The sequence below is a fragment of the Deltaproteobacteria bacterium genome (genome assembly GCA_016931625.1).
Classification (GTDB): Bacteria; Myxococcota; XYA12-FULL-58-9; order XYA12-FULL-58-9; family JAFGEK01; genus JAFGEK01.
The window spans coordinates 1-17,124 of sequence record JAFGEK010000077.1; the positions used below are offsets into that span (position 1 = coordinate 1).

Sequence of the window (17,124 nt, forward strand, 5' to 3'; positions counted from 1 at the left end):
CATGACAAACTACTACACCTTGCCCATGTTGATCGCGGACATTTACCCGTGCTTATACTGCGGACATATACCGTATCAGTAACACGTATAGCTAATATCATTGACAAAATATAACTTGAATGGCACAATAAACACATGAAACGTACGAATCTTGTGCTTGATGAGCAACTGCTGCAAGAAACTACTCGGCTTAGTGGCGAAAAAACCTATTCTGCGGCTGTGAGTAGGGCGTTAGAACACTATGTTAAATCAGTACATGCTCGTCGAATATTTGAGTTGCGTGGTTGTGGCGCCTGGCAAGGCGATTTAGAGCTAATGCGTGGCGATGCAGTCAAATCAGTGCGCAAGGGTAAGTAATGGCAGTTCTTGTTGATACATCTGTATGGATTGATTTTTTTAAAAGAGACAATCCTTTAGACCTTAGTATGTATGTTGAACCTGATGAAATTGTAACTTGTTTGCCGGTGATCCAAGAGATTTTACAAGGTTTTAGTGACGAAGGGGTTTATCGTTTAGCCAAATCTTCATTATTTAGCCTGCCAATTTTAGAAACGCCAATTTCGCAAGTAGTTTTTGAAGAAGCTGTAGATCTGTATCGTATTGCAAGGCGACAGGGTTATACTATTCGTTCATCGGTAGATTGTTTAATTGCAGCATGTGCTTTACGAAATGATGTTTTAGTTTTGCATCGTGATAGAGATTTTAGCAATTTAGCTTTAGTGAGTTCACTTAGACAACAGTCAGTATAATAGTTGATATTGTAAACAGGTACCGTCAAAGTAAGTTAGTAACGATTTAACGCACTAACTACCGCTTGCAAAGAAGCGTTAACAATATCGCGGTCACGGCCAACACCAAATTGCTTTTGTTTATCGGCGAAACTTAACTCAACGTAGGCTACGGCCTCGGCATCAGCGCCATCACCAAGAGCATGTTCGCTATAATCAACAATGCCAACTTTTTGATCTAAACCATGATGCAAGGCGTGCATAAAAGCATCTAACGGACCAGTACCGGTGCCATTAATCTTAACAATATTATCTATAGTAGAAATCTCAGCTTTAATGTGGCAGAGAGTATCCGACTCGTTTGCCGAAATTTTTGAAGAATTAGAATTGCTCATAATATGTTCAACTGTATAAGAAATTAAAGACCATTTGCCATTTTGCTGGATATATTCGCGATCAAACAATTCAAAAATTGCACTTAGTTCTAATTCTTTGCCGGTCTGGTCAGTAATATTTTGTACAACTTGACTGAATGCAATAGCTAAACCTTTGGGTACACGATAACCATAATTATGCTCAAGCACAAAACCAATACCACCTTTACCGGACTGGCTATTAATACGAATAATTGGTTCATACTGTCGGCCAATATCAGCAGGGTCAAGAGGTAAATAGGGCACTTGCCATACTTCATTAGGGTCCTTGCTGCGTGCATTAATACCTTTACGAATAGCATCTTGATGAGAGCCGCTAAAGGCAGTGAAAACTAATTCACCAGCATAAGGGTGTCGAGGTGGTACACTCATAAGATTACAGTTTTCAAATACCTCTACAAGTGATGACATGTCTGACAAATCAAGTTTGGGGTCAATACCTTGCACATACATATTCATGGCGATGGTCACGATATCAGCGTTGCCAGTACGCTCTCCATTGCCAAAAAGAGTTCCTTCAACTCTTTTTGCGCCAGCCATCATTGCTAACTCAGCAGCAGCAACTGCACAACCACGATCATTATGAGTGTGAACACTAACAATAACCGCGTCACGTTTATTAATATGACCATTCATCCATTCGATTTGGTCGGCATAAACATTGGGACTGGCACTCTCAACGGTTGCTGGAAGGTTAAGAATCATTTTACGTTCTGCTGTTGGTTGCCAGATATCGATAACAGCATTGCTAACTTCAGCAGCAAAGTCGAGTTCGGTAGCGCTAAAACTTTCAGGTGAATACTCAAGAATTATTTCAGTATCTGGTATTGTTTGAGCACCCTGTTGCACCATGCGGGTACCGCCTATAGCAATATCAAGAATATCTTTACGTCCTTTATTAAAAACAAATTTGCGTTGTGCCGGCGAAGTTGAATTATACAAATGTACAACTGCACGAGGTGCACCTTTTAAAGATTCGAAAGTACGATCGATAAGGTGCTTTCGTGCTTGGGTTAATACTTGAATAGTTACATCTTTAGGAATGCGCTCTTGTTCTATTAAAAGACGAACGAAATCAAAATCGGTTTGCGAAGCTGACGGAAAACCAACTTCAATTTCTTTAAAACCAATACGTACCAAGGTTTCAAAAAAGCGAAGTTTACGCTCTTGGCCCATTGGTTCGATAAGCGCTTGATTACCATCACGCAAATCGACGCTACACCAAATTGGGGCTTTAGTAATGGTTTTATTAGGCCAAGTACGCTCAGTAAAGCTAATAACTGGTAATGGTTTGTACTTACTAACGTTAAACATAGGGCACCTCTGAATAAAATTCTCCATATTTGCTTTTGGAGACGGCCCTATTTTTGTCAGGAACCCTCTCCATCGGCTAATGGGAGAGGGTTAAAAGCGATGCTAATCTAGCTGCTAATAAGCCGCTCCCGCGCCGTTAAGTAACAGCGCCAGCAGAGACAGGGTCAGCAGATTTAGATTAGTGAACATGTTGCAGGTATAGTGGCCATGAAAACAGTGATTAGTCAAGAGTAAATAATATAAATTGTTCTGTATTTACAGTTTACTGTTTGACTATTAGTTTCTCTTGTTAATAAAACTTTAAAGCAAAGCGTAAGGAATTAAATTTGTATACTCGTATGCAACAGTTATTAAGGCAGAAACCACTTCTTTTGAATTTATTTTTTAAGATGGCTCTATCTGTATTTCTACCAATAAGTTTTATTGCAGGATGTGAAGTTTTTAAAGAAGAAATTTCTGAGCCGCCAAATGTTTGGCCAACAGTACAATTAACAGGTACTGAAAATGATATAATTTTTAAGCAAGGCCAAATCCTTGAATATCGTGTTACTATTGATCCGATAGATATTGAGGATATTGAAGAGCACGGTATTTTAGAAGAATGGCATAATGCAAGTTTACGTATTACTGGTGGTGAAATCGGCGAACTCGATTTAGGTGAAGTTGGCTTTCGACACAAAGGAGCCTATGGTTCTTTAGTAATGTGTTTTGGTCCACCAAAAGATCTTGATGGTGATCCAGAAGTAACTACTCGGGAAGAAATGTTAACCCAGAGGCGTCTCTATGATGGGCGCTGTAATAAACTCTCTTATAAATTCAAATTTGCAAAAGACCGGCGTTTGTTTGGCTTAAAAAAACTCAATCTGCATACGAGCAACACCGACCCCACTAGATTGCGGGAAATGTTGGCATATAGTCTTTATAATGATTTTGGTGTGGATGCACCACGTACAGCACCGGTTCGATTATATATAAATAACAAGTTTATGGGATTAATGATTGCTGTTGAAAGTATTGATGATAGATATTTTAAAGACCATTTACCAGAAAATGATGATGGTAATCTATACAAAGAAATTTGGCCTAGTACACAGTGGGTAGACCATGATTTTGATCCAACCGAATTTTTCTTAGAAGGGGTTGAAGAGAATCAACAAGATCCTGCCGATATTAGTGATTTTTTGGCATTTACCGAAGCAGTTGTTGCTACTAACAAGCAATCATTTTTACAGGATATGGCAACCTGGGTAGATATTGATAATATTTTACATTATATGGCTGTTGATCGTGCTGCTAAAAATTGGGATGGGGTCACTGCTTGGTATACTTCGGGTCCAGAACCAGAAGCTATTTCAGTAACACCGCATAATTTTTATTGGTATCACGACCTTAGTGAAAATGGTATTTTTCATTTTGTCCCATGGGATTTAGATAATACTTTTCACGAATATGATCCGTATATGGATCCTCATGGTTATGGTGCGCAAACAGCAATACCTGACTGGAATGTTAAACCACGCAATTGTGATGTAAAAACTAGAGTTTGGGAAGATTCATGGGTGGTACCGCCTGGTTGTGATAAGTTTTTAAACTTATTGGCGGCTACTAGCTGGCCGCAATTTATTGAAATTGGTAAAAAACTGCTTAACGGCCCCTTGCAGCGTAAAAATATGCTTACAAAGATAGAAGCATGGTCATGGTTAATTGAACCAACAATCAAAGAAGATCCATATATAGAATATAGTGATTGGAAAAACGCATATTATGATTTTAAAAATAGACAACTTGCAAATATTCGCAATGATTTTGTAAGATATCTGAAAAAAGAATATACTGAGCAATGAGTTATAACTTATATTCTTTAATTTTGTCATAAAGAGTACGTAAGCCAATACCCAACAATTCGGCTGCTTGTTTGCGATGACCATCAGTGGCGTCTAAAGCTTTTATAATCGCTTCACGCTCTACTTCACGCAGTGGGCGAGGCCCTAGCTTATTTTTTAAAGAAGGTTCTGTCGTGGTATTTGTTAGATTAGATAAATCTTTGCTTATGATTTCATCGTGATCAGCAATAATGCTGGCGCGTTCGAGCACATTTTTTAGCTCACGAATATTACCTGGCCAATTGTGTTTTTGTATAGCTTGTTGCGCTGTTTTACTAAGAGTTAATTGTGGTCGACCAAGTTCTATTGCAATTCTACTTAGCAAATGTAAAGCAATTGGAATTATATCAAGCTGGCGGTCACGTAATGGCGGCAGCGTTATCGGGAACACTGCAAGTCGGTGATATAAATCAAGACGAAAATGCTGTTGTTCAACTTCATGCATAAGGTTGCGATTAGTTGCAGCAATTACACGTGTATCTACACTTATGGCGCGAGTGCCGCCAACCCGTTCAAAAGTTTGCTCTTCTAATACCCGTAACAATTTTGCTTGTAATTTTGGTGCTAATTCACCAACTTCATCTAAGAATAATGTACCGCCATCAGCTAACTCAAAACGCCCACGACGTGTATCAGTGGCGCCAGTAAAGGCACCTTTTTCATGACCGAAGATTTCGCTTTCAAGTAATGACTCAGTAATTGCCGCACAATTTACCGCAACAAACGGTCCCGCATTGCGTTTGCTAGCGGCATGAATAGCACGAGCAGTAATTTCTTTACCGGTACCACTTTCACCTGAAAGTAAAATAATAGCATCGGTATTAGCAACTTTGTCAATTTGTGATTGTATTGCAAGCATGGTTGGATCACGAGCCACAAAATTAGCCGGGCTGTTTTCTTGTTGATTGCGTTTATGTCTATCTCGCTCAGTGCGCAGCGAACGAGTTTCAAGAGCACGTTGCACCAACAGCCGTAATTCATCTGGGCTACTAATGGGCTTAGCCAGATAATCAAGTGCCCCCAGACGCATTGCAGCCACCGCTGTTTCTATAGTGCCAAAGGCAGTTAAAACAATAACTTCAGTTTCTGGGGTTTCTTTGCGTATTTTTTGTAATAATGCCATACCATCTAGCCTTGGCATTTTTAAATCAGTAATAACCAAATGAAAACTTTGGCGGTCGAGTAACTCGGCAGCTTCTTGACCGTCTTTAGCGGTAGTAATGCGTAGTTCTTTACTGGCTAGGGCCGCAGCAATAAAACTACGAATACCTTCTTCGTCGTCTACAACCAGTATTTTATTCATTAGCTTGTAACTCATCTAGTTTGGGCAAAATAACGCGAAAGATTGCGCCGCCTTGTGGATGGTTCATGCCTTTTATTTGACCACCATGTGCAGTAACTATTTGTTTGGCTATTGCTAAACCTAAACCCGTACCTTGGATTTTTCCGGTGTAAAATGGATCGAAGATATGATTGGCGACTTCAGAGTTAATGCCGGGGCCATGGTCTCTTACACTGAAAATAAGATAATCGGTTTTATGTGTGATATAAATTTCAATAGCTGAGTTAGATGGAGAAGCCTGAGTGGCGTTTCTTATGAGATTAACCATTACTTGTTCAATGCGCGAACAATCAAGTTGCCAACTTGGCAGATCTTTGGCAACGGTTAATTGGATGTTGTTATGATTTACTGCTTCTATGGCAGCACGGGCTATTTTTTCGGGATTTGCCTCTGCAAGATTAATTGTACCTAAGCGGGCGAAGTCTAATATTTGATTGGCCAATTCTTCTAAGCGTTTTGCCTCGTGTACTATCTGTTTGGCACCAAGGTAACCTTTATGTTCGTTTGTTAAACTCTCGAGTAATAATTGCGCATGACCTTTAAGTGCGGTTAATGGGTTACGTAATTCGTGTGACAATACTGCAGACATTTGCCCCAGAGTTTTTAAGTGTTGATCTTGTGATAAAGCTATTGCCAACCCTTCGGCCTGACGATTTTTTCTCCAAGAAAGTAGCGCTATTGCTGCCAATAGCAACGCTGCAGCACAGCTAACAATTAAAGTGATCAATGCGCGTGTCTGCATTGCAAGAGCTGTTTCTGGCGTAAGCTCAAAGAGTAAATAGGCCGGGGCATTATTTGCTAGCCAGCGATTTAACATCATGCGATGACGAAACCCACGACGAGGCAAAGCGGATATTACTTGCACAGTATCACCAGAATTATTCCATTTAATATATGGCATTGGGGGTCTATGGTGTGCGATTGGTAAATTAGCAATTGTAAATGGATTTGCGGTAGTGCCAGCTGAAACAATTATTGACCCCTTGTCATTAAGCAGAGCTATGTAGCGAATGCCATTATCAAGTAAATCACTTACCCGTTCATTTAAAGATGTTCGATTATTATCAGGCATGAAATTTAAACTATGATGAATCGTCATAGCTAAGTCGATACTGCGTGCACGGATCAAAGTTGCAGAAGTTTGATAAGTACTATGGTAGTTAATACAACTCGCCACTACGAGCGTAACCCCCATTGCAAACGTAGTGGCAAGTAACCCCCATCGAGCTAACGTGTTAGCATGACCCGCATTTAAGCTATGGCGCCATAGTTTATTGCGGGTCATAGTATTGTTTGCATTAAAACTCACCATAGGTCTCATTTGCATATGGACATGGACCAACATTACCAGGTTGATTATTTGGCCCACCTCGGTTTGCAAACGGGTAATTGCCGCGTAAGCCTTTACCGCGTTTACCAATTTTACCAACAAACGTATTTAATTTTTCACGTTGTTCGTTTGAAAGTAGTTTTAGCACCGCAAGACGAAAGTCGATATGTGCTGTATGTATTTGTTCACGCAACGTATTAATTTCTGAAGTTTTAGCCAAAATAGCGTTGCGATCAGGAGTAACGGCTTGCCAAAGCGTAATTAATTCGTTGTGCTTAGTTTGCATCTGTTCTCTGACCGTGTTCATTTCAGTAACTAGAGGTGCTCGCAAAGCTTCGATTTGTTTTTGTTGGTCTTCATTTAACCCGAGAGCGCTAATTACTCTTGGACCTAAACCCATGAACAAACCTATCCCCGGGCCACCAAAGCCTGCGCCACAACCTGGTCCACCCATATGAGGACCAGGGCCAAAACCGTGACGCCCACCGCCACGTGCTAAAACATCACTGCTACTTAATAAGGTGACTGCGCTGATTAACATCACTGCTAATTGCCTTTTCATGGCTAAAAACCTTTCGTTAAAGTGATGCTAATAAAATAAGCAACATTGATGCCAATCGCTAATAATCCTAATATCTATATGATTATTAACGGTAATTTATATTTAAAGCGAATGTTTTTTTATATTAAAGATGCAGAAATTGCATTTTACCTCTGCAGTTTTCGCATGTCACCAAATAAGTATAGGTTGCAAGCTACGAGCGTCATTAAATAAAAAAACGCTTTTATTTAGGCAAATACACCATATTACTGTCCCATGCTGAGCCGGGGTAAGGCATTAAGGTGTTTCATAGTTTTTTTATAATCTTTTTGCTATTTTTTGCTTACGTAATATCAAGCAACTAACTACTAATATTACTATGTATAGTGGGTTTCTTGTCGATATATTTTGGCTATTACAACCTAAACTTTCTGCAGGGTTAGAAGAACTATTTGGATTATTTTTTTCTGCTACTATAGCGTCTTGTTCTATTTCATCTTGTGTAGTACTTTGTTCGTCATCATGAATATCTTCTTTGTCTTCATTTCCAATAAATAAATACCAATCATCTTTCGCCGTGCCTTTATAACCATCTTTATTGCAGCCTACAGTAATGCTTGAATTCGCATTTGCGCAATCAAACGCATACGGGCCAATATCCCAAGCACCTACCTGGCGTTTTATTCCCAAAATATCGGTATCAAATTTTACTAGCGGATCATTACCGCCTGATAAATCTTCACCTTTGCCAATACCTGGCGAACCTGACACATAACAAAATCCATCATCGTTAGTAAAAGGACGATTGTCATCACCAAGCACTTTATCTTGATTAATGAATAATGGTTCTAGGTCAAATAAACTACCCTCATCAAATCCTTTACATGAATCAGGAAATTTTAAGCTCGGACATTTGGGATTTAAAAAATCAGGATAATAAATGTTGTATCGCCATATAGTGCCCGGTTCGATTTCAGGGTCATTAGGTTGTACGCCAATAAAATTACCATTAGTATCAAGATTGTTATAAAAAATATTATTGCGCACAAACACCGGTGGTGCTGCATCGTTAGGTATATTTGGATCAGAAAATGCAAGGGGCGCACCATTTGTAACAGTAATTATATTATTTTCAAAATATGTGTATTGCGTCATGTTTGGCATCAAACCTTGATTAAATGATGAAGCAAATACGTTATTTCGCAAATAAAAATGTGATACTGCATCACCTCTACCATTTTCTTCAGTAGCTGCACTGCTATTTTGGTTTACGAAAATCGTTGTTTGTATCTCAGCCGTAGCCGTATTAATAAAAAAAACACATAATAATTGAGCAACTATATATAGCCGCAAAGAATGCCTGATATCCCCAAGGATTTTAATAAGGTATTGCGCAACCAACCGCTTGTGATTATTGAGTTTATTCATGAACTAATCCTTCTAACTCTTATGTCTATTTGTTTCTATGATGGGCAAAAATGTTCAAAAAAATGTATACCACTAACAAATATTGAATTAGATCGAACTCATTTTTGGTAAGCCATAACTAAAATGCTATAGATATAGAATCTTAATTGAGGAGCAATTACTATATTTACAAGCTTGATGAAAAAAATTCTTCTCATAATATTAGCTGCTGAGTTGTTCTTTATGCCTTTGGCGCAAGCTGCAATTAATATTTTAGACAATGCTGCTTGTATAGATAGCTCAACAATGACTAATAGCCTGCAAAATTTGCTACAAAAGCACCAAGCTCCTGACGATTTGGTCATACAAATCAGCACTAAATCTGATAATGATAAGCAAATATCCCTTGAAATAACGGTAAGTCTTAATAACTCACGCCCATTGCTGACTCGTTCTTATCAACTTCAACCTCACGAATGTAAAAGCACTACAGAAATTATAACAACCGTCATTGATTTGTTTCTGACCCAATTTCCGGTTTATACCTGGCAAATAGCTTTTGCCGACGCTTTTAAGGAGATGACGGCTAATTTAGATAGTGTGGCAAAACCTAATAATAATGATGGTGAACCTCCCCCTGAGACTCAACCGCTACCTCAACCACCCAATATTGACGACACGCAACAGCTTTGGAATATGCGTTTTTTACAAACAACCATAACCCCTCTAGCTGCCATTAATCCCACTAATACTGAACTCGAAGCGAATATTGCAGCTGGTTTTGGTAAACAACAACATGCTTTCTGGCTAGGGCTGTTAGTGCGCACCTCTTATCCTAAAAATCTAGCAACCGGAAAGTTTATCACCATAACTCCATTGCTAAGCCTAGGGTGGTATTTACCTTTGCCTACGTTAAGCATGTGCTTAGGCTTATCTAGTGGTATGATATTTTTTAAAGGTATTAATTTTTCAACAAATAGCACAACCAAGCTTTTTTGGTACGAGGCTTTTACTGAGATGACTTTTCGCCATAATCGCTTTATTTTCGGGCCCAAAATAGCTTTATCTCCCTTACGTCACTGGGCTTATATCAATGGCCGCAGCCAAACAGGTAAGCATGCAAATTTAAGAGCCGGTTTAACTATTGGAATCATTACTGACTTTGCGCAATAATTATTGAACAACATTCAAGGCATTGGCGACTAATGAATAAAGTTCTTCATAAGGAGAAAACATCAGGATGTATTCATAAGGAAAACCATGATGCCTTATCACAACCAGTTTTGGATATTACTGCATTATATAAACAATATTCAGCTTTTATCGCTCGTATCATTCGGCAATTCACCGGCGAAGGCCCCCATGTTGAAGATATCTTACAAGCAACCTTTATTTGCGCCTTTAAAAAAATGCATACCTTTGAGGGCCGCTCTTCGGTGCAAACCTGGTTATACTCAATTGCCGCCAATTTATGTAAACGCCACCATAGAAGCAATTTTCGCTTTTTACAGTTTCGTAAAAAATTGGTTAGCACTATCAAAACTATTGATACTATTTCAGCAAATAGCGATAACCCTGCGCGTAATTTACAAAATAAAGAAATGGTGCAAACCGTTTTTGCAATTTTGGATAAAATGCCATTTAAACTACGCGAAGTATTTATTTTATTCGAATTTGAGCAATACAGTGGTGAAGAGATCGCCAATCTTGTTAACGTACCACCGGCGACTATTCGCACCCGTTTGTTTCATGCACATAAATTATTTAAAAATCTATTTGATAAAGAGATGAAGAGGCTATAAGTGAACAAGAGCACTAGTGACCCGCCACGCTTGATTGATGATAAGCACTATAAGCCATGGCTTAAAAGTGTCGCTCAACAAAACCTTGATAAAAATCTCTTAGAACGAGGCGGTGTAGTTGTAGCCGCTTACGCCCTTAAGACACCGACTGCTACGGCTAGTGTTTCATGGCTTGCAAAGTTAATACTGCATAAATCTATTATATTAAAAATTGCTACACCGATTGTGGTGTTATCATCGATATCTACTGCTGTCTATATTAAGCAATCACGGCACATAAAATTAGTAGCTACTGTTACACCTGCCGTTCTGCCTGCTTATTCTATAAATAATGGTCCAAGCATAAACAATGATGTTATCAAATCACCTAAGAATACCGATGAAAAACCAATAGTTCGAAAACCACATCATTCTTTAAAAAGAGAGACGGTACAAAATCAGGCTCAACCCAAAGATAATAAAATCGAAGAACAGCTCAACCTTTTTTCCCAAGCCAAACAAGCTGCTCAAAATCAAGAGATTAAACAAGCTCTGAAGTTGTTAAGTGAACTCGAAGAACGTTATCCCCAAACTATATTAAAACCTGAAATTGAACTCAGCCGCATACATTTTCTCTTGCAAGGTCAAAAAAATCCACAAGCTATCAAGGCTCTACAAAAAGCCTTGCAAAATAATGCTCATACAGGCCGCAAAGCGCAACTTAACCGCATACTCGGTGACCTTTTTATTAAGACAAATGACTGCCAACAAGCTATACAAGCTTACCAGCAAACTTTAAATTTAGAAGCAACCGGTTCTGAAGCTGATCGCGCACGTGAGGGAATAAAACATTGTCAGAAGGATTCACCCTAAAAAAATTTTACTGCCCTATGTCAATAGCTCTTATTGCGTTTTTGCATCTAAAATCCGCTCTATCCTACTTGTGGTTTTGGCCGTTGTGTAAATGGACTTCTGCTTTCGCGGGAGTGACGAAAAAGATAATGAATGTAATAAATTTAATTAAATACATAATAGCTATACTTATTTTTTTTACTAATTCAAGCTGTGATCAACTCAAATCTGGTCAAGGCGCCTTAGTTGGCTCACAAAATGAATTGTTGGGCATGCAAATCGAGCCTTTCTATCCCCAACACGGTGCACAATGGAATGATTATGTGGCAGCCGATGGTGTCACAATTTTTGATGCTAGTGACTCACCATGTGATGCGAACTCAACCCAAGTTAGCCGTGGATATTATGAATGTATCCATGGTGGTCAAATGCGACATATAATTAATTCTAATCGAAATAGCTGTAATGGAATAACGGCAAAAGACTCTCAAGGTGTATTTAAATGGCAGTGTCGAGAACTTATCGGTTCAATTGAATTAGTATCAACTGCAATTAACGATGGCTTTGGTCTAGCAAATTTAATAACTATCGATAGTAATGGACTGCCACAATGGCGTACTTTATCTCTATATGTATATTACCAACAAGAAGAAGTTGCGCATTCTTTAGAACAGGTATGGTTTAATAATCCAATCGTACACATACAAGGTGGTCAAGATCTTGATCAAGCAGGTACAGTTTATGTGGTAACTAATTCCGTCGAAATTGATGAAGATGATCCCTACCCATTTTTTAGAGTACTGTCAGATAAAATTGCCTTTACCGTTTTACCACCTGCAGTAGTTTCTAATCGCATAAATAATCATAACCAACTTATACTAGCCCTAGGAACTTTACAAGCCGATGGCACCGTAGATTATTTATGGCTTGAAGGTACTTTTTATCTTCAATATGAAAATGAAACTATTGATATCCAAAATGCACGCTTTTTGCACGCACGAAATATCACTCTAACAACTAATGGCGTCTCTAAAGTTGAATTAAATGTAATGTATACTTCGCGGTCATTTATAAACAACATAAATGCTGCTGGGTTTACTATTGATGGCATTAGACTTAGTTCTATCACCCACAACTACATTTATAACCTTATAGCCGCTAACAACGATGACCTAGGTATTAACATCGGAGCTATCAGTGCTACCGGCCCTGTTAATGACAATACATTTTATAATATCACCGCCACTGGCAACTACAGTGGGCTAATCTCAAACAGTGAAAATAATTACAATAATCGTTTTGCCAATATTGTTGCCGCCGCAAATAATAATTACGGTATACTAATCGGCCAACATAATGTCTTAATGAATGCAACTTCAGTAAATAATCAGCAATTTGGTATCATTTGCAACCATGATTTTACTATACTTAATACAGTTTCGGCAAATAACGGTAGATCGACAAGCTGTATATATTGTGCTGGTTTACGCGCGCAGAATTATGGTGCGATGTATTTTCATAATATTGTCAGCGCCCACAATAATATCGGAATACTTTTGCAAAATTCTGATAACAATTATTTCAGTAGTTTATTTGCCTTTGGTGATAACGCTGAGGATTGCTATATAAATGGCAGTAATCCTGGTATAGATTTAAATTGTCAATTTAGCCATAGCGCCCAAACTCTTAAAGAAGATAATATTCATCTTTCCTCATCGTTTGTTGGCAAAGCAAATGAATTATCTAATCCCCAAGAACTATCTGCAAACGATTGGTTAAACTTTGAAAGACCATATCGTTTTTGGGGCAAAGAAGGCGGTAATTTTCCTAACCCTGACAACGAAGGCAATTGTGTTAATGACACTACATGTCGACTTTGGGATTTCAACCTGCGCACAACAGATACAGCATTAAAAAATCGCAATCAACAACCTTCGGACACCAAGCTTATTTATCATCGCTGGAAAATTCAAACATCAACAGAGTGTCAACAGATTGCTGGGGCTATTTGGGCTAATCAAATATGCGACCTTCCAGGATATGATACGCAAGTAGCATGCGAAGCAGCAGGCGGCGATTTTTTAAGCAACAAATGCTTTTCAGTTTTTCTACCTAATGCTGTTGAATTATTCGGTGATCATATCGGCAATGACAATATATTATGCGAAGTGAATGAAACCTGTGTCTTTTCGCCTAATATCGGCGCTTATCAAGGCCATGGCGAGTATACAACATTAACTCAAATTCCTATTAGTGGTCAGCATATTGATAGCGGCACAATTGTGCTTATATCTTTTGCAATTAATGGCTATTAGTTCCTGCGTATAATATCAATAAGTAAAAAAAATCTACTAGCTAACCAAATATTAACACTTCTGTGTAATATTGATGGTAAAAAGTAAAAAAACAATTTTTAAATATTGTTTTGAGTCACAATCCTCACCAATAGGGGGAGAACATGGTACCATCATTCGCTAAAAAATTATTCTTATTTGTCAATGTGTTGGCACTATTATCATTGGCATCTTCTTGCAAAAAGCAAAAAGAAGAAGAAGAATTTATTAAAGACTGTAGCACTACCGGCATTTGCAGTGCTGGATACGTCTGTTTAAGTGACGGGTACTGCGCTAAACTGGTTTTACCCGCCTGTAATAATGGCTCAGGGGCAAACGCAAACTGCAAGCCCTATACTGCAGGTGAAAGCTGCGCCTATAATTATGCCGCTGTTACACCTTGTAGTGGCAACGCGACAAATTGTGATGGTGGCTGCGCCATATGTGATTGCCCGCGGCAAAATCCCAGTGACACCAACTCACCGATATTGGATAAGTGCCAACCTGAAGACTTAGTTTGGGGCAGTTGTAATGCTGATATCGGCAAATTACCAACAGTAAAATGCCCTAGTGGTTTTGTTGATGCTGACAATGATATGCAATCAGAAAATAGCAATGGTTGCGAGTGTAATATTGCAAGTGGCGTATGCAGTGAAGCGGGCAATACAGTTTGCGACCAAGCTATTAATAAAGCAGTAATAGCAGGTACAATAACAAACGATCCGCAAGGTTGTACGCCATTTTTTTATGACCATGATCAAGATGAACATGGTGATCCCAAACGTCCTTTGTGTTTGTGCGGTTCTCCTAATGAAGAAAAAATTGCCTTGGTTGGTGATGACTGTGATGACAATAACCCTAAAGTAAACCCTGGCGTTATTGAGATTTGCGATGGCATTAATTATAGCTGCAGCGCTCAAGTAGACCAAGGGGTAAATTTATTGGGGTGCACAAATTATTATTCTGATGTTGACGGAGATGGCTATGGGGTTGGTGAAGCAAAGTGCTTCTGCCAACCAATAGCCACATATACTGCTACCAAAAATGGTGACTTTGATGATAGTCCTACTGAATGTGGAAAGGTAAGTTATCCGGGTGCCGAAGAAGTTGTTGATCACTGCGATAATGATGGTGATGGCATTAAAAAAACCGTAGTTAGCCATTTTGTTGGTCCTTTAGGGGGTAATGGTTGGATTGATGATATCGGTCAAGCAGCACGGTTTGATGGGCCTAGTGATATATGCTCTGATGGCGATAATTTATATGTTGCTGATACTAACAACCATGTAATTCGCAAGATAGTTATAGCCACTGGTCAAGTTACTACTTTGGCAGGTAACCCAAAACAAAGCGGATATGCTAATGGATTTGGGGCAGAGGCGCAATTTACTAAGCCGCAATACGTTGCAACTAATGGTGTATATGTTTTTGTTACCGATGATGGGCACGCGATCCGTAAAGTGGCTATTGCGACTGGTGAAGTCACTACTCTTGCAGGCACGGCAGACACCAGTGGTTATATTGACGGTACTGGGGCGGCTGCCAGATTCAACCGTCCTACTGGCATGGCTGTTGCCGGTGAATTGTTATTTGTGGCGGATTCAAGCAATCATTTAATTCGCCAAGTGGCTATAGCTTCTGCAGAAGTAAGCACTTTTGTTGGCAATACAAACAAAACAGCTGGAGATGGTATTGGTGAAGAGGTCGGTTTTGGCTCATTGAAAGATCTAGCGATAGCTGATGGTTATTTATACGCTGTGGAACCTTTTAATTTTAAAATTAGAAAAATTGCGATTGATAGCAAAACAGTATCAAGTTTTGCTGAGTCATATAATTATGTGGAAGGTATTTTAATAGATAACGAATATATCTACGTATCATATCGGCACGATGCGATTCTTAAAATATCATTGGTTGATGGAAAGGCACAAAAAATTGCTGGTATTTATAAAGTCGGTTTTGCTGATGGTGATATTTCTGTTGCAAGCTTTGCGTATCCTTCGGGTATTACCAAAGTCGATAATGTTTTTTATATTGCCGAACGTGATAATAATACAGTACGAAAGCTTGATCTTAATTCACAACAGGTAACAACTTTTGCTGGATTATCTGGTGGCAGTTCTTACATTGTTATTGATAAAACATCAAATGCTGCATTTTTTGGGTTACCAACCGGAATAGTTGCAGTCGCTGATGATTTATATGTGATTGATAAATTAAATTATAGTCGAGGTAACATTCGCAAAATTAATATTAACAATAAAAATGTTGAGGTGTTCGCGGGTACACCATTTTCAAGATATAATCCGTTCGAAACAACTCTTTATGATGACATAGGAGTTGCTGCATATTTTAATAATAGTCAAGGTATAACAGTAGTGGGCAATTTTTTATATGTAGCTGATAATGCTGCAATCCGTAAGGCAGATATTACCACAACTGAAATTACGACCTTGGTGGGGAACAATACAAATCTTGACTATATTGATGCTGTTGGTGACGCGGCACGTTTTAGGAATGCTAGTGGTATTGCTGCAGATGGTGAGAATTTATTTATTACAGATGTTGATAGTAATACTATTCGTAAAGTTACAATTGCTAATGCTGAGGTAACTACCCTTGCCGGTGTTGATAAAGAATCAGGTTCTGCAGACGGTACAGGTGCTATTGCGCGATTTAATTTTAAGCAACCAAATATTTACAATTACTTGGCCGGTATCGTTACTGATGGGCAATACCTTTATGTTGCTGACGTTGCAAATCACACTATCCGCAAAATCGTTATTGCCACCAAAGAGGTTACCACTATAGCTGGTAAAGCAGGTGAAGCAGGCAGTGTCGATGGCGAAGGTAATGCCGCACGATTTGACACTCCTCAAGGTTTAGCGCTTGATGGTCATTATTTATATGTTGCTGATAGCAATAATAATACTATTCGTAAAATTGATTTAACTACAATGCAAGTTTCAACTTTTGCTGGGCAAGCAGGAACAAGAGGCAGTCGTGACGGTGATGATTTAGAAAGTCATTTTAATCATCCCACAGGATTGGTCATTTATAAATCAAATCTATACATTACTAATTCTGGCAATAATTCAATTCGAGTTATTAATTTGTAGTTTCCTAAATGTTAAGAAGTGCTAGAGATTATTGGTATAGCAAAGCGAGCGGTAGATTAG

The 17,124-nt window shown here is 38.7% G+C and carries 13 protein-coding genes; 8 read left to right on the top strand and 5 right to left on the bottom strand.

What is annotated here, in order from left to right; translation table 11 throughout:
* Positions 1 to 135 precede the first annotated feature (135 nt).
* Together JW841_06775 and JW841_06780 are read left to right on the top strand one after the other, a co-directional pair.
* Positions 136 to 357 (top strand): type II toxin-antitoxin system VapB family antitoxin, encoded by a 222-nt coding sequence (locus JW841_06775; GenBank protein MBN1960632.1) that lies wholly within the window; start codon positions 136 to 138, stop codon positions 355 to 357.
* A complete protein-coding gene (locus tag JW841_06780; GenBank protein MBN1960633.1) occupies positions 357 to 749 on the top strand; it encodes a PIN domain-containing protein in 393 nt (130 codons plus the stop codon). Before JW841_06775 ends, JW841_06780 begins: the two co-directional genes overlap by 1 nt.
* 35 nt (positions 750 to 784) lie before the next feature.
* Here the strand turns inward: JW841_06780 and leuA are convergent, their stop codons facing one another.
* Positions 785 to 2,476, bottom strand: a complete 1,692-nt coding sequence (leuA, locus tag JW841_06785; GenBank protein ID MBN1960634.1) for a 2-isopropylmalate synthase — start codon at positions 2,474 to 2,476, stop codon at positions 785 to 787.
* Positions 2,477 to 2,865: 389 nt separating this feature from the next.
* Here leuA and JW841_06790 point away from each other — a divergent pair, with 389 nt between their 5' ends.
* Entirely contained in the window at positions 2,866 to 4,320 is a 1,455-nt protein-coding gene (locus JW841_06790) for a CotH kinase family protein (GenBank protein ID MBN1960635.1), read from the top strand.
* 1 nt (position 4,321) lies between these two features.
* On the opposite strand, the gene JW841_06795 is transcribed toward JW841_06790, so the two are convergent.
* From JW841_06795 to JW841_06810, 4 genes are all read right to left on the bottom strand, one after another.
* Complete coding sequence (locus JW841_06795; GenBank protein MBN1960636.1) at positions 4,322 to 5,662, bottom strand: sigma-54-dependent Fis family transcriptional regulator; 1,341 nt, start codon at positions 5,660 to 5,662, stop codon at positions 4,322 to 4,324.
* Positions 5,655 to 6,878: a HAMP domain-containing histidine kinase gene (locus tag JW841_06800; protein ID MBN1960637.1), complete on the bottom strand. Its 1,224-nt coding sequence runs from the start codon at positions 6,876 to 6,878 to the stop codon at positions 5,655 to 5,657. The genes JW841_06795 and JW841_06800 overlap by 8 nt, the downstream gene beginning before the upstream one ends.
* 121 nt (positions 6,879 to 6,999) lie before the next feature.
* Positions 7,000 to 7,593: a Spy/CpxP family protein refolding chaperone gene (locus tag JW841_06805; protein MBN1960638.1), complete on the bottom strand. Its 594-nt coding sequence runs from the start codon at positions 7,591 to 7,593 to the stop codon at positions 7,000 to 7,002.
* A 297-nt stretch (positions 7,594 to 7,890) separates the two neighbouring features.
* Positions 7,891 to 9,000, bottom strand: coding sequence for a hypothetical protein (locus tag JW841_06810; protein MBN1960639.1), 1,110 nt, complete (start codon positions 8,998 to 9,000; stop codon positions 7,891 to 7,893).
* Between the two features lie 177 nt (positions 9,001 to 9,177).
* Between JW841_06810 and JW841_06815 the strand changes: the two genes are divergently transcribed.
* From JW841_06815 to JW841_06835, 5 genes are all read left to right on the top strand, one after another.
* Positions 9,178 to 10,152, top strand: a complete 975-nt coding sequence (locus JW841_06815) for a hypothetical protein (protein ID MBN1960640.1) — start codon at positions 9,178 to 9,180, stop codon at positions 10,150 to 10,152.
* A gap of 32 nt (positions 10,153 to 10,184) precedes the next feature.
* Positions 10,185 to 10,781, top strand: coding sequence for a sigma-70 family RNA polymerase sigma factor (locus JW841_06820; GenBank protein MBN1960641.1), 597 nt, complete (start codon positions 10,185 to 10,187; stop codon positions 10,779 to 10,781).
* Positions 10,782 to 11,633, top strand: a complete 852-nt coding sequence (locus tag JW841_06825; protein MBN1960642.1) for a hypothetical protein — start codon at positions 10,782 to 10,784, stop codon at positions 11,631 to 11,633.
* A gap of 128 nt (positions 11,634 to 11,761) precedes the next feature.
* On the top strand, positions 11,762 to 13,927 hold the full coding sequence (locus JW841_06830) for a hypothetical protein (protein MBN1960643.1): 2,166 nt from the start codon (positions 11,762 to 11,764) through the stop codon (positions 13,925 to 13,927).
* Between the two features lie 143 nt (positions 13,928 to 14,070).
* Complete coding sequence (locus JW841_06835; GenBank protein MBN1960644.1) at positions 14,071 to 17,064, top strand: hypothetical protein; 2,994 nt, start codon at positions 14,071 to 14,073, stop codon at positions 17,062 to 17,064.
* The last annotated feature ends 60 nt before the right edge of the window (positions 17,065 to 17,124 follow it).